This is a genomic window from Kitasatospora sp. NPDC057518 (assembly GCF_042802075.1).
GTDB lineage: Bacteria > Actinomycetota > Actinomycetes > Streptomycetales > Streptomycetaceae > Kitasatospora.
Map to the genome: position 1 here is coordinate 1 of NZ_JBHVEU010000237.1, position 13976 is coordinate 13976.

General features: G+C 75.3%; 7 protein-coding genes. All 7 read right to left on the reverse strand.

The features are described from left to right. Positions 1-213, reverse strand: a 213-nt coding sequence (locus ACFU7Z_RS23455; protein ID WP_380779411.1) for an alpha-hydroxy-acid oxidizing protein, incomplete at its 3' end; no start/stop codon positions are given. Beyond that, positions 210-1307, reverse strand: a complete 1098-nt coding sequence (gene hppD, locus ACFU7Z_RS23460) for a 4-hydroxyphenylpyruvate dioxygenase (protein ID WP_049649755.1) — start codon at positions 1305-1307, stop codon at positions 210-212. The genes hppD and ACFU7Z_RS23455, both read right to left, overlap by 4 nt. A 91-nt stretch (positions 1308-1398) precedes the next feature. Further along, positions 1399-2688, reverse strand: coding sequence for an MFS transporter (locus ACFU7Z_RS23465; RefSeq protein ID WP_380779413.1), 1290 nt, complete (start codon positions 2686-2688; stop codon positions 1399-1401). Positions 2689-2875: 187 nt separating this feature from the next. Further along, a complete protein-coding gene (locus tag ACFU7Z_RS23470; RefSeq protein WP_049649757.1) occupies positions 2876-3907 on the reverse strand; it encodes a histidinol-phosphate transaminase in 1032 nt (343 codons plus the stop codon). Continuing rightward, a complete protein-coding gene (locus ACFU7Z_RS23475; protein ID WP_049649758.1) occupies positions 3907-4953 on the reverse strand; it encodes a class I SAM-dependent methyltransferase in 1047 nt (348 codons plus the stop codon). Before ACFU7Z_RS23475 ends, ACFU7Z_RS23470 begins: the two co-directional genes overlap by 1 nt. A gap of 103 nt (positions 4954-5056) precedes the next feature. Then, a complete protein-coding gene (locus ACFU7Z_RS23480) occupies positions 5057-12127 on the reverse strand; it encodes an amino acid adenylation domain-containing protein (protein ID WP_380779415.1) in 7071 nt (2356 codons plus the stop codon). Between the two features lie 124 nt (positions 12128-12251). Next, a partial coding sequence (locus ACFU7Z_RS23485) for an amino acid adenylation domain-containing protein (RefSeq protein ID WP_380779417.1) occupies positions 12252-13976 on the reverse strand: 1725 nt, incomplete at its 5' end.

Sequence of the window (13976 nt, forward strand, 5' to 3'; positions counted from 1 at the left end):
GACGTCGGTCAGCACCCGGGGCACCAGGGCCACCCGGTCGAAGGCGGCCCGGTTGGCGGCGAGCGTCAACTCGCGCTCGGCACCGCCCTCCAGCCACTCCCAGACCTCGGGTGCGAGCACGGCCCGGGCCCGGTCGGCGTACTCCGCGACGGACAGCGCCGGGCGCCCGCCGGCCGGGCCGGTCGGTGGTTCGTTGCGGACGGACGCGCTCATCCGGCCACTTCGCTGGCGTTGCGCTGGAGCTCCACGGCCTCGTAGAGGGCGCGGATGTTGTTGCTGCCGAAGTTGCGGGCCCGGATGCGCTCGATCACCTCGAAGAAGAAGGTGTTCCGCGGGTGCTGGGAGCGGGTGAAGATCTGGAACAGCTGGCCGTCGTGGTCCTGGTCGACCAGCAGGTTCAGCTCGCGCAGCTGCTCGAAGGAGTGCCGCAGCGGCGTCAGGCGGCCGGGCAGCGCGTCGTAGTAGGTCTGCGGGGTGCGCAGGAACGGCACGCCGCGCTCGGCCATGGTGGAGACGGAGTGCACCGCGTCCTCGGCGGCGAAGGCGACGTGCTGCACCCCGGCGCCGCCGTGGCCGGCCAGGAAGGAGGCGATCTGGCCGCCCGCGTCCGCGGTGAGCGGCTCGATCAGGGTGAGGGTGACGCTGTGGTCGGCGCTCTGCACGACCGCCGAGTCCATGCCGAGCGCGCCGACCTCGACCCGCTCCTCGAAGATCGTCCGGAAGCCGAAGACCTCGCGGTAGCGGTGCTCGGTCTTGCGCAGCTCGCCGAACGGCACCAGGACGGCGAAGTGGTCGACGGTCCGCAGGCCGACCTGGCCCTCGCCGGTCAGCGGGGCCGGGTCGGGCAGGCCGGGGATGCGGCCGGCCGGGACCTCGGGGCCGCGCTCGATCAGGGTGTGCACCACCTCGCCGAAGGCGTCGACGACCGCGGTGACGCAGCCGTCCGCGGCCTTCGGCTCGCCCAGCGCGGCGGCGCCGCGGGCGGTCAGGGTGCGGTACGCGTCGGTGGCGTCCGGCACCCGCAGGCCGAGGGCGCCGACGCCGTCGCCGTGCCGGGCCAGGTAGCCGGTGGCCGGGTGGCCGGCGGCCAGCGGCTGGGTGAGCAGCAGTCGGATGGAGGCCTGGCCGACCAGCGCGGACAGGCAGCGCTCGGCGGCCTCGCCGCGCTCGGTCGGCGGGACGAGCAGCTCGAAGCCGTACTCCGTGGTCAGCCGGGTGGTCTCGGCGCCCAGGTCGGCCACGTAGAACTCGACGTGGTCCAGCTCGACGGGGATCGGGGTGACGGTGGGAGAGGAACGGTCGGTCATCAGAGGAGCTCTCTCGTGAGGAGGACGGGAGGTGCTGAGGGACGATCGGGTGGAGCGGGCGTTCGGGTACGTGTGCGGCGGCGGTGCCGGATCAGGTGGGCTGGAGGTCCTTGGCGTCCTCGGGCTCGGCCGGGCCGTCGCCCTCGCCGTCGCTCTCGTCGGTGTCCGCGTCCGCGTCCGGGCCCTCGGGCTCCGGCGGCTCGGTCGGGGCCTCCGGCTTGCCGATCAGGTGGGCGGACGCGAGCAGCGCGCCGACCACCATCACGCCGAGCACCACCCGGAAGTCCAGGGCGGCCACCAGGCCGGAGCCGACGCCGACGGCCAGCGCCTGCGGCGCGGTGAGCGAGAGGTTGACGGCCGCCTGGGCGCGCCCCATCAGCTGCGGCGGGGTGGAGGCCTGGGCGGCGGTGGCGAGGCCGACCATGGCGGCCGGGATGCCCGCGCCCGCGATCACCAGGCCGGCCGACACCACGTACAGCGACGGGGCGAGCAGCAGGACGGTCCCGAGGCCGAACACCGCCGAGCCCGCCATGACCGTCCGGCGCGGCCCGAGCCTGCCGATCAGCAGGCCGCCGACCACCGAGCCGGCCAGCGCGCCGACGGCCTCGGTGGTCTCCAGTACGCCGAGGAACTGCGGCGAGCGGTGCAGCCCGTGCTGGGTCAGCGCGAACAGCACCGGCTGCAGCAGGCTCAGCACGAAGCCGGAGGCGGCGGTGGCCGCGACCAGCGGCCGCAGCCCGACCGAACCGCGCAGGTGGACGAAGCCGGCCAGCACCTCGGTGCGCCACCGCAGGCCCGAGGGCTCCGGCTTGACCTCCTCCACCCGCAGGGTGAGGAAGCTCAGCGCGGCCAGCAGCAGCACGACGAGGTCGGCCACCGCCACCACGTGCCCGCCGAACCAGCCGTAGAGGCCCGAGCCGAGCAGCGGCGCCACCAGTGTGGTGCCGGCCCGGGCGCTCTGGGTCAACCCGGCCGCCGCGCCGAAGTCCTGACGCTCCGTCAGGATGCTGCGCAGCAGCGCGCTCTGCGCCGGGGCCAGGACGGCCCCGGCCAGACCGCAGACCGTGGCGGTGCAGTAGATGATCCAGACCGTCTCCCGGCCGTCGACCAGCAGCAGCGGCAGCAGCGAGAGGGCCACCGCCAGGTTGACCCCGACCAGCAGCGGCTTGCGCCGGACCCGGTCGGCGAGCAGGCCGCCGAGCGGGAGCAGCAGCAGGGGCGCGGAGAAGCAGAACAGCACCAGACCGGCGGCGGAGTTGCTGCCGGTCAGCACCTTGGCCCAGATGCCGAGGGCGATGGAGAGGGCGCTGTCACCGAGGACGGACAGGGTCTGCCCGGCCAGGTAGCGCCGGAACTCCGGGCGGACCAACAGCGGGTGCATGGCGGTTCCTTCGCTGCGCCGACGGCGCTTCGGGGTGTGCAGGGGTGTGCGGTGGTGCCGTGGTGCTCGGTGGTGCGGTGCTGCTGTGCGGTGCGGTGGTGCAGGGACGCCCGGGGTGCGCCCTGACGCACGCGGGGTGCTCAGGGCGCCGGGCGGTCGGCGCGTCGGCGGGTCGGGCGCCGGGCGCTCAGGGTGTGGCCGGGTGGGCCGGGGCGAGCGGGGCGACGGCGGCGAAGCCCTCGATCACCGCGTCGTTGGCGTCCTTCTCGCCGATGGCGACCCGGATGCCCTGGCCGGGGTAGTAGCGCACGGCCACGCCCAGGCGCTCCAGCTCCGCGCGCAGCGGGAGCTGGTCGCCGGGGGCGTCGACCCACAGGAAGTTGGTGACGCTGGGCGCCACCGTCCAGCCGAGGCGCAGCAGTTCGGCCTCGGTGCGCTCTCGCTCCGCGGCGATCTCGGCGATCCGGCGCGCCATCTCGTCCTCGGCGCCGACGGCGGCGAGCAGGCCCGCCTCCTGGAGCCGGTTCACCGCGTACGGCACCTGGTGGTCCCGTACCCGCTGGGCCACGGACTCCTCCGCCAGCGCGTAGCCGATCCGCAGCGCGGCGATGCCGTGCGACTTGGACAGGGTGCGCAGCACGACGAGGTTCGGCCACTCGGCGATCCGGGCCGGCACGTCCGGGGCCTGCCAGCCCAGGGCGAAGTCGACGTACGCCTCGTCGAGCAGGATCAGCGCGGTGGCCGGCACCCGGCGGAAGAACTCCGTCAGCTCGGCCCAGGAGTAGACCGTGCCGGTCGGGTTGTGCGGGTTGCACAGCACGACGATCCGGGTGCGCCCGTCCATCCGCTCGGCCATCGCCGCCAGGTCGTGCCGGGCGTCGGGGCCGAGCGGGACCGGCCGGGCCTCGGCCCGGGCGATCTCGCAGAACAGCGGGTACGCGTCGAAGCAGGGCGCCGAGTGGACCACGTTGTCGCCGGGCTCGACCACCGCGTGGAAGAGGTCCAGCGCCACGCCCGCCGAGCCGTGGCCGACCACGACCTGGCCGGCCGGGACGTCCTGCCAGTCGGCGACGATCCCGGCGATCCGCTCCGGACGGAAGTCCGGGTAGCGGTGCAGGTCGGCACTGGCCTCGGCCAGCGCCGCCAGCACCGACGGCAGCGGCGGGTACGGGTGCTCGTTCTGTGCCAGCAGGTACCTGGCGTCCGACGGGCCGGCCATCAGTCGGCCTGGAGGACGTAGAGCCAGGAGTGCGGGGTGGCCAGCGCCTCGACGCGGTCGATCCGCAGGCCGGCCTCGGTGAACAGCTCCTCGTAGGTGGCCTTGGTGTGCAGCGGGACGCCCATCATCGCGTGCGCCAGCTCGAAGCCCACCGAGAAGACCGGCTGGGCGCCGTCGGAGGTGCCCGGGTCGCGCAGCATGGTGTCGCCGAGGACGAAGGTGCGGGCCTTCGGGAAGGACTCCCGCATCCGGGTGAAGATCGAGGAGCGGGTGGCCGGGTCGGCCAGCAGGTCGTGCAGCAGGAAGAAGCTCATCACGGTGTCGACCTCGGCCACCTCGGCGGCCTCGGCGTCGTTGTCGATCTGGGTGCCGAGCAGGCCCAGCACGTCCGCGCGGACGGCGGTGACCCGGTCCTGCATGCCGGCCTCGACGATGTCGCGGCGGGCGATGTCGGTGGCCGGGCGGCTGATGTCGATGCCCAGGCCCCGGGAGCCCTCGCGCTGCGAGACCACCCGGCGCACCCGGGCGGAGGTGCCCGAGCCCAGGTCGGCGATGTGCCGGAAGTCGATGCCGCTCAGCACGTCGGTGAGCTGGGCGGCGAACAGCGACTGGTCGCACTGGGCGGAGCCGAGGGCGACCATCGCCTCGTCGCGGAAGACGTCCGTGTCGTAGCGGTGGGTGCCGGCGCTCAGGTGGCCGGCGCGGCCGAACACGTCGTGGTAGCCGCCGACGGCCCAGGTGAAGTAGCCGCGCGCGGCGGCGATCTCCAGGCCCGCCTCGGTGGGCAGGTAGGCGTCGCCGTCGGCCTTGAGGTAGCCGTAGTCGGCGGCGGCGCGCAGCACGGCCTCGGTCCGGGCGGTGTCGCCGGCCTGGGCGGTGGCCTCGGCGGCCGAGAGCGGCTCGCCGCGCCCGATCGACTCCAGCAGGCCGATCCGGTCCAGCGCGAAGATCACGTTGGCGGCGATGAAGCCGTTGTAGGCGTCGGTCGAGGTGATCGGCGACGGGGTGATGCCACGCCAGGTGTCGGGGATGGCCGCAGTGGTCATGGTGGTGTCCGTTTCTCGGTGGGCGGACCGGGTGCGGTCCGCGTGGTGTGCGCAGGTCGGTCGCCTGCGGTCGGTAGGGGTCTGAAGTCGGTGCGTCAGGAGGTCAGGAGGTCAGGCGGGCGGCGAGCACCGGGCCGATGACGGCGAGCGCCTCGGTGCCCGTCATCGCGCCGTGGGTGCTCGGCACCTCGTGGACGTCGAGCCGGCCGCCCAGGTGCGGGCGCCAGCTCTCCGGGTCGGGGGCGTCGGCCGGCCGGTCCTTGGCGGCGGTGAAGAACACCGCGTCGCCGTCGTAGCCGGGCAGCGGGAGTTCGTGGGACAGCTCGGCGTTGGCCTGGAAGACCGAGACCACCCGGGCCACCCCGGCGCCGCTGAGGCCGGCCAGCGGGCCCTCGCCGTCGCGGACGAGCGCGGCGTAGCCGTCCTCGTCGGCGGGCCAGGCGGTGACCTCCCCGGCCGGGTGGCCGAGCGAGTCGAGGATCACCGCGAGCTGCGCCGGGTCGTCCCGCCACTGCTCGGGCCCCGGCTCGCCGGTGCCCGGGTAGGCGTCCAGCAGCGCGAGCAGCCGGACCTCCTCGCCCTGGCGGCGCAGCAGCGCGGCGATCGCGTGGGCGACGGCCCCGCCGAACGACCAGCCGAGCAGGGCGTACGGGCCCTCGGGGCGGACGGCGCGGATCTGCGCGAGGTAGGTCCGGGCCAGCTCCTCGACCGAGGCCGGGTGCGCGGCCGGGTCGGCCAGGCCGGGGGCCTGGAGGCCGTAGATCGGCTGCTCGGCGTCGAGGTGGCGCAGCAGGCCGGTGTAGACCCAGCTGATGCCGGCGGCCGGGTGGACGCAGAACAGCGGCGGGCGCGAGCCGCGGGTGCGGATCGGCAGCAGGACGGGGAAGCTCTCGGCGGCCGGGCCCCGGGTGAGCCGCTCGGCCAGCCGGGCCACGGTCGGCGCCTCGAACAGCGTGCGGACGCCGACCCGGTCGCCCTCGCCGACCAGGTCGCGCAGGCCCGCGACCAGCCGGCTGGCCAGCAGCGAGTGCCCGCCGAGTTCGAAGAAGTTGTCGTCCACGCCGACCTTCTCCAGCCCGAGCAGGTCGGCGAACAGGCCGCAGAGCAGCTCCTCCTGGGGCGTCGCGGGCGCCCGCCCGGAGCCGAGCCAGGTGGTGTCGGGGGCCGGCAGGGCCTTGCGGTCGACCTTGCCGTTGGCGGTCAGCGGCAGGGCGTCCAGGGCGACGACCGCCGAGGGCACCATGTAGTCCGGCAGGGACGCGCCGACGTGGGCCCGCAGTTCGGCCTGGTCGACCGTCCGCCCGGGGTGGGCGACGGCGTAGCCGACCAGCCGGCGGTCGCCCGGGCGGTCCTCCCGGACCAGCACGAACGCCTGGGCCAGGGAGGGGTGTCGGGCCAGCACGGCCTCGATCTCGCCGGGCTCGATCCGGAAGCCGCGGATCTTCACCTGGTGGTCGGTGCGGCCCAGGTACTCCAGGGTGCCGTCGGCCTGGCGGCGGACCAGGTCGCCCGAGCGGTACATCCGGCTGCCGGGGGCGCCGTACGGGTCGGCGACGAAGCGCTCGGCGCTCTGGCCGGGCCGGTTGAGGTAGCCGCGGGCCAGGCCGGCGCCCGCGATGTACAGCTCGCCCTCGACCCCGGCCGGGACGGGCTGGAGCGCGGCGTCCAGGACGTAGAGCCGGGTGTCCAGCACGGGCCGGCCCATCGGCGGGGCGATCCGGCCGGCGAGCGGTTCGCTCATGCTGGCGCAGACGGTGGACTCGGTCGGGCCGTAGGCGTTGACCATCCGCAGCCGGGCCGACCAGTGCTCGACCAGGTCGGGCGGGCAGGCCTCGCCGGCCACCACCAGGGTGCCGCCCTCCGGCAGCGCGTCCGGGGCGAGGACGGCCAGCGCGGTCGGCGGCAGGGTCAGGTGGGTGACGCCCTGCTCGGCGATCAGCTCGGTCAGCGAGGGGCCGGGCAGCAGCTGGTCGGCGTCGCCGAGGACGGCCCGGGCGCCGGTGAGCAGCGCCATGCCCAGCTCCCAGACGGCCGCGTCGAAGGACGGCGAGGCGAACAGCAGCACCCGGCTGTCCGGGGTGACGGCCAGGCCCCGGCGCTGGCTCTCCACCATGGCGGCGAGGCCGGTGTGGGTGACCACCACGCCCTTGGGGCGGCCGGTGGAGCCCGAGGTGTAGATGACGTACGCGGCCGAGTGCGGGGTGATCGCGGTGCCGGTGAGGTCGTGCGCCGGGTGGCCGGAGGCGTCCAGGTCCTCGATCAGCAGTCGCGGGACGGTGCTGTCAGCGAGCAGGCCGTCGGCCAGCGCCCGGCTGGTGAGGACCAGCGCGGGCCGGGCGTCGTCCAGCATGTAGGCGATCCGGTCGGCCGGGTAGCGCGGGTCCAGCGGCTGGAAGACCGCGCCGGCCTTGAGCACGGCGAGCTGGGCGACGATCAGCTCGATCGAGCGCTCCAGGGCGATCGCGACGAACCGCTCGGGGCCCGCGCCGTGCTCGATCAGCAGCCGGGCGAAGCGGTTGGCGCGCTCGTTCAGCTCGCCGTAGGTGACCTGCTCGGCGCCGAAGGAGAGCGCGACGGCCTCCGGGCGGGCGGCGGCCCGGGCCTCGAAGAGCGCCGGGAAGGTGCCGAGCGGGAGGTCCTCCCGGGTGTCGTTCCAGCCGGTGAGCAGCTGCTCGCGCTCCTCGGGCGCCAGCACCTCGACCCGGCCCACCGCGAGGTCCGGGTCGGCCAGCACCGCGCGCAGGGCGCGCTCGAAGCGGGCGGCCGTCGCCTCGGCGGTGGCCCGGTCGAACAGGTCGACGGCGTACTCCACCGTCAGGCCCAGCCCGGCGGGCGCGCCGGCCGCGTCGAAGCTCTCGCTGAAGGCGAAGGTCAGGTCGAACTTGGCGAGGTCGGAGTCCAGTTGCTCGACCCGGCCGGGCAGGCCGTCGAGGCCGATCTCCCCGGCGTCGCCACCGGAGGTCAGCATCACCTGGCAGAGCGGGTGGCGGGCGGTCGAGCGCACCGGGTTGAGCAGCTCGACCAGCCGCTCGAAGGGCACGTCCTGGTGCTCGAAGGCGTCCAGGGTGGAGACCCGCACGCGCTCCACCAGCTCCCGGAAGCTCGGGTCGCCGGAGAGGTCGGTGCGCAGCACCAGGGTGTTGACGAAGAAGCCGACCAGGTCCTCCAGCGCCTCGTCGGTGCGGCCGGCCACCACGGTGCCGATCGGCAGGTCGGTGCCCGCGCCGATCCGGCCCAGGGTGGTGGCGAGCGCGGCCTGCATCACCATGAAGACGCTGGCCCGGCTCCGCTGCGCCAAGTCGACGAGGGAGGCGTGGAGTCCGGCGTCCATCCGCAGCTCGACGGCGGCGCCGAGGCGGCTCGGGGCGGCGGTGCGGTGCCGGTCGAAGGGGAGCGTCAGCTCCTCCGGCAGGTCGGCCAGGGCCTGCTGCCAGTAGGCGAGTTGGTCGGTCAGCAGGGCGCTGGGCCGCTCGTCGGTGCCGAGCAGCTCGTGCTGCCAGAGGGTGTAGTCGGCGTACTGCACCGGCAGCGGCTCCCAGCCGGGGGCGGTGCCGGTGCGGCGGGCCCGGTACGCCTCGGCGAGGTCGCGCACCAGCGGGACCACGGACCAGCCGTCGGTGGCGATGTGGTGCATCAGCACCAGCAGGACGTGCTCCTGGTGCGGCAGCGACAGCAGGGTGGTGCGCACCGGCAGGTCGCGGGCGAGGTCGAAGACCTGCGACCCGGCCTCGGCGAGGGCCGCCGCGAGCTCCTTCTCGGAGGCCACCGAGGCGGTGTGCAGCGGGAGTTCGGGGTCCTCCAGGAGCAGCTGGTGCGGCTGCCCGTCGGTGGTCGGGTAGACGGTGCGGAGCACCTCGTGGCGCTCCAGCACGTCCGCCAGGGCCGCCTGGAGGGCGGCGGCGTCGACCGGGCCGGTCAGCCGGAGGGCGCACGGGGTGTTGTAGAGCGCGCTCGGGCCCTCGAACTGGTCGATGAACCAGAGGCGTTGCTGCGCGGGGGAGAGCGGGACGCGGTCGGGGCGCTCGACCGGCCGCAGGGCCGGACGGGCGGCGCCCGGGGCGGGCAGCGCCTCGGCGAGCGCGGCCACGCTGGGGGCGTCGAACAGCGTGCGGACGGGTAGCTCGGTGCCGAGCGCGGTGCGGATGCGGCCGACCAGCTTGGTGGCGAGCAGCGAGTGGCCGCCCAGGTCGAAGAAGCTGTCGTCGATCCCGATCCGCTCCAACCCGAGGACGTCGGCGAAGAGTTCGCACAGGGCGCGCTCGGTGTCGGTGCGCGGGGCGCGGCCCTCGGCGCCGCCGGTCCAGTCGGGGGCGGGCAGGGCGCGGCGGTCCACCTTGCCGTTGGCCGTCACCGGGAGGGCGTCGAGGACGACCACGGCGGCCGGGAGCATGTAGCCGGGCAGGCTGTCGGCGACGGCGGCGCGCAGCTCGGCGGGAGTGCCGTCGCCGGTGGCGTACACCACCAGGCGCTTGTCGCCGGGCCGGTCCTCGCGGACCACGGCGAAGGCCTGGCCGACGCCCGGGAGGGCGGTGAACGCGCCCTCCACCTCGCCGAGTTCGATCCGGAAGCCGCGGATCTTGACCTGGTCGTCGGCCCGGCCGAGGAACTCCAGCACCCCGTCGGCGGTCCAGCGGACCAGGTCGCCGGTGCGGTACATCCGGGCGCCGGGCTCGCCGAACGGGCAGGCGACGAAGCGCTCGGAGGTCAGGCCGGGGCGGCCGACGTAGCCGCGGGCCAGGCCGGCCCCGGCGATGTACAGCTCGCCGGCCACGCCGGCCGGGACGGGCTGGAGCGCGGTGTCCAGCACGTACAGCCCGGTGTTGTTCAGCGGGCGCCCGATCGGCACCACGGCGGGGACGGGCTCTCCCGGGGCCATGGTGAAGGTGGTCTTGATGGCGGTGGTCTCGGTGGGGGCGTACACCGCGACCACGGAGGTGTCCGGGCAGGCCCGGTGGAGCCGGCGGACGGACTCCGGCGGGACGACGTCGCCGCCGGTCCACACCTGGCGGACGTTGCGGAAGGCGGCCGGGTCCTCGTCGGCCATCAGCCGCAGCAGGCCGGACGGGGCCTGGACCAGGGTCACCTCGTGGGTGGTGATGGTCTCGGCGAGGCGGCGGATGTCCAGCTCGCCGGGCTCGGCGAGCACGATCGCCCCGCCGGTGACCAGCGGCGCCCAGATCTCGGTGGTGGAGGCGTCGAAGGCGGTGGGCGAGTGCAGCAGCACCCGCTCGTGGTGGCCGGCCCGGAAGTGCGGGTTGCCCAGCAGGTCCACCACGTTGCGGTGGGTGACGGCGACGCCCTTGGGCACCCCGGTCGAGCCCGAGGTGTACATCACGTAGACGAGTTGGCCGGGCAGGACGGGCACGGCCGGGTCGCCCGCCGCGGGGGCCTCGGCGAGCAGCGCGTCGGTGACCTCGACGGTGGCGAAGCCCTCGGTGGCGAGCACCGGGTGGCCCTGGTGGGCCGGGTCGACGAGCAGCAGGGCGGTGCGGGTGTCGGCGAGGATGTGCTGGAGCCGGTCCAGCGGGTAGCGGTCGTCCAGCGGGACGTAGGTGCCGCCCGCCTTGGCGATCGCGAGGACGGCGGTGAGCAGCCCGGCGGAGCGCTCCATCAGCACCGCGACCGGCTGCTCGGTGGTCAGGCCGCGCTCCAGCAGCAGGGCGGCGAGCCGGTTGGCGCGGTCGTTCAGCTCGGCGTAGTCGAGCCGCTCGGTGCCGGAGACCAGGGCGAGGGCCCCGGGGGTGGCGGCGGCCTGGGCCTCGAACAGCCGGGGCAGGCTCTGCTCGGCGGCCGGCGCGGCCGGCCCGTTCCAGCCGGTGAGCAGCTGCTCGCGCTCGGCCGGGGCGAGGATCTCGATGCCGCCGATCGGCGCGTCCGGGGCGGCCACGGCGGCGCGCAGGACGCGCACCAGCCGCTCGGCGAGGGAGACGGCGGTGGCGTGGTCGAAGAGGTCGGCCGCGTAGTCGACGGCGGCGCGCACGCCCAGGCAGGTGCCGTCGGCCGCGAGCCGCTCGACGAAGTTGAAGTTGAGGTCGAACTGGGCCTGGGCCTCGCCGACCTCGACCGGGGTGCCCGTCGCGGTGCCGAAGGCGAGGTCGCCGGCCTGCTCCGCGTTGAGCGTGACGACGGTCTGGAAGAGCGGGTGGCGGGCGGGGGCGCGGGTGGGGTTGAGGTGCTCGACCAGGCGCTCGAAGGGGATGTCCTGGTGGTCGTAGGCGTCCAGGTTCGCGCGCCGGACCCGGTCGAGCAGCTCGCGGAAGCTCGGGTCGCCGCTGGTGTCGGTGCGCAGCAGCAGGGTGTTGACGAAGAAGCCGACCAGGTCGTCCAGGGCCTCGTCGGTGCGGCCGGCGACGGGGGTGCCGAGCGGGAGGTCGGTGCCGGCGCCGAGGCGGGTGTAGAGGGTGGCGACCGCGGCCTGCAGCGCCATGAACAGGCTGGCGTGCCGGCCGGAGGCCAACTCGGTGAGCGCGGCGTGCAGTTCGGCGTCCAGCTCGAAGTCGGCGGCGCCGCCGCGGCGGCTCGGCCGGGCCGGGCGCGGCCGGTCGTAGGGGAGCGCCAGCTCCTCCGGCAGGTCGGACAGCTCCTGCCGCCAGTGGGCGAGTTGCAGGGAGACGACGCTCTCCGGGTCGTCCTCCTCGCCGAGCAGCTCGCGCTGCCAGAGGGTGTAGTCGGCGTACTGCACCGGCAGCGGCTCCCACCGCGGCTCGGTGCCGGTGGTCCGGGCCCGGTACGCCTCGGCGAGGTCGCGGAAGAGCGGGGCGACCGACCAGCCGTCGCTGGCGATGTGGTGGGTGAGCAGCAGCAGGACGTGCTCGTCCGGCGCGGGCAGCGCGTACAGCCAGGCCCGCACGGGCAGGTCGGCGGCGAGGTCGAAGACCTGCCCGGCGGCCTCGTGCAGCAGCCCGGGCAGCTCGGCCTCGTCGGCCACCGGCACCCGGTGCAGGGTCGGGCGCCCCTCGGTGAGGATGTGCTGGTGGGGCTGGCCGTCGGTGGTGGGGAAGACGGTGCGCAGCACCTCGTGCCGGTCCACCACGTCCCCGAGCGCGCCTTCGAGGGCGGCGGCGTCGAGCCGGCCGGTCAGCCGGAGGGCGAACGGAGTGTTGTAGAGGGAGCTCGGTCCCTCGAACTGTTCGATGAACCAGAGCCGCTGCTGGGCGAACGACAACGGGATCAAGGTCTGCCTCCGACTGGCGACGTACGGCTGCTGTGGCTGGTGGGGCTGCGGTGCCCGGTGGTGCGGAGCGGTCGTGCGGCGGGGGCGGGCCGTGCCGGTGGCGCGGCCCGCGTCCTGCCGCGGGTCAGGCCTGGCCGCTCGGGCGGCGCATCGGCCGCAGGGCCGGGCGGGCCTTCTTCGGCGCGGGCGCCGCCTCGCCCCCGGGCAGGACGGCGGCGAGGGCGGCGACCGTTGGCGCGTCGAACAGCGTGCGGATCGGCAGTTCCGCGCCGAGGGTGGCGCGGATCCGGCTGACCAGCCGGGTGGCGAGCAGGGAGTGGCCGCCGAGGTCGAAGAACCGGTCGTCGATGCTGACCGTCTCCACGCCCAGCACCTCGGCGAACAGGGCGCACAGCTCCCGCTCGCGCTCGGTGCGCGGGGCGCGGCCCTCGGCCGCCCCGGCGTACTCGGGCGCGGGCAGGGCCCTGCGGTCGACCTTGCCGTTGGCCGTGACCGGCAGGCTGTCCAGGACGACCACGGCGGCCGGGAGCATGTAGGCGGCGAGGCGGTCCGCGACGAAGGCGCGCAGCTCGCCGTCGGTGGCCTTGCCGGTGGCGTACACCACCAGGCGCTTGTCGCCCGGCTGGTCCTCGCGGACCACCGCGAGCGCCTGGCCGACGCCCTCGTGGGCGGTGAACGCCGCCTCCACCTCGCCGAGTTCGATCCGGAAGCCGCGGATCTTGACCTGGTCGTCGGCCCGGCCGAGGAACTCCAGGACGCCGTCCGCCGTCCAGCGGGCGAGGTCCCCGGTGCGGTACATCCGGCCGCCATCCCCGTCGAAGGGACAGGCGACGAAGCGCTCGGCACTGAGCGCCGGGCGGCCGACGTAGCCGCGGGCCAGGCCGGCCCCGGCGATGTACAGCTCGCCCGCCACTCCGGCCGGGACGGGCTGGAGCGCGGCGTCCAGCACGTACAGCCGGGTGTTGGCCAGCGGGCGCCCGATCGGTACCACGTTCGGCACCGCCGCGGCGTCCGGCATCGGGTACTGGGTGGCGCACAGGGTGGTCTCGGTCGGCCCGTACAGGGCCCGCACCGCGATGCCGGGGACGGCCTCCAGCACCCGGCGCACGGCCGGGGCGGAGACCACGTCGCCGCCGGTCAGCACCTCGCGCACACCGGCGAAGATGCCCGGGTCCTCCTCCGCGATGACCCGGAACAGACCGGCGGTGACGTGGACGTGGGTGAGCGCGTGCTCGCGGACCAGCCCGCGGATGGCGGCCGCGTCCAGGTCGCCCTGCGGCGCGACGACCACCTGGCCGCCGGAGAGCAGCGGCACCCAGATCTCGTAGGTCGAGGCGTCGAAGGCGTGCGGCGCGTGGAACAGCACCCGCAGGCCCTCGTCGTGCCGCCAGCACGGGTCGGTGGCGAGCTGCACCACGTCCCGGTGGCTGATCGCGATGCCCTTGGGCTCCCCGGTGGAGCCGGAGGTGAACATCACGTACGCGAGCTGCTCCGGGTGGGGCGCGGCCCGGTGGGCGCGCCGCTCGCGCGGACCGTCGAACCAGCCCTCGGTGAGCGGCAGGACGGGGCAGGGGGCGTCGGCGGCCAGCGGGTGGTCGCGGTGCGCCGGGTCGACCAGGACGAGCGCGGCGGCCGTCTCGGCGGTGATCCGCCGCAGCCGCTCGGCCGGGTGCCGGTCGTCCAGCGGGACGTAGACGCCGCCGGCCTTGGCCACCGCGAGGATCGCGGTCAGCAGGTCGGCGGAGCGGTCCATCAGCAGGACCACCGGCGTCTCGGCGCCGACCCCGGCGCCGGCCAGGTGGGCCGCCAGGTGCTCGGCCCGGGAGTCCAGTTCGGCGTAGCTCAGCCG

What these genes read in the sequence shown, in the direction of transcription:
- hppD (WP_049649755.1), bottom strand. Translation starts at nt 1,307, where the DNA reads ATGACCGACCGTTCCTCTCCCACCGTCACCCCGATCCCCGTCGAGCTG.
- ACFU7Z_RS23465 (WP_380779413.1), bottom strand. Translation starts at nt 2,688, where the DNA reads ATGCACCCGCTGTTGGTCCGCCCGGAGTTCCGGCGCTACCTGGCCGGG.
- ACFU7Z_RS23470 (WP_049649757.1), bottom strand. Translation starts at nt 3,907, where the DNA reads ATGGCCGGCCCGTCGGACGCCAGGTACCTGCTGGCACAGAACGAGCAC.
- ACFU7Z_RS23475 (WP_049649758.1), bottom strand. Translation starts at nt 4,953, where the DNA reads ATGACCACTGCGGCCATCCCCGACACCTGGCGTGGCATCACCCCGTCG.